This window comes from Pseudoalteromonas sp. SG43-7 (assembly GCF_014164295.1).
GTDB lineage: Bacteria > Pseudomonadota > Gammaproteobacteria > Enterobacterales > Alteromonadaceae > Pseudoalteromonas > Pseudoalteromonas rhizosphaerae.
Map to the genome: position 1 here is coordinate 1 of NZ_JACJEY010000227.1, position 251 is coordinate 251.

Genomic DNA, 251 nt, shown 5'->3' on the forward strand with positions numbered 1-251 from the left:
TGAACCATCGACCAATGGATTAAAAGTCCACTGCTCTACCAACTGAGCTAATGACCCGCTCTGGTGTGCCTAAGCACGCTGCGTAGATCCGCCGATTATAACCACTCTACTATTCAACGAATAAAAAATGGTGGGTCATGATGGACTTGAACCATCGACCAATGGATTAAAAGTCCACTGCTCTACCAACTGAGCTAATGACCCGCTCTGGTGTGCCTAAGCACGCTGCGTAGATCCGCCGATTATAACCA

The 251-nt window shown here is 47.8% G+C and carries 1 tRNA gene; it reads right to left on the minus strand.

Annotation, left to right across the window (positions count from 1 at the left end):
• Positions 1–128: 128 nt before the first annotated feature.
• Positions 129–204 (minus strand) — tRNA-Lys (locus H5200_RS23640).
• Between the last annotated feature and the right edge of the window lie 47 nt (positions 205–251).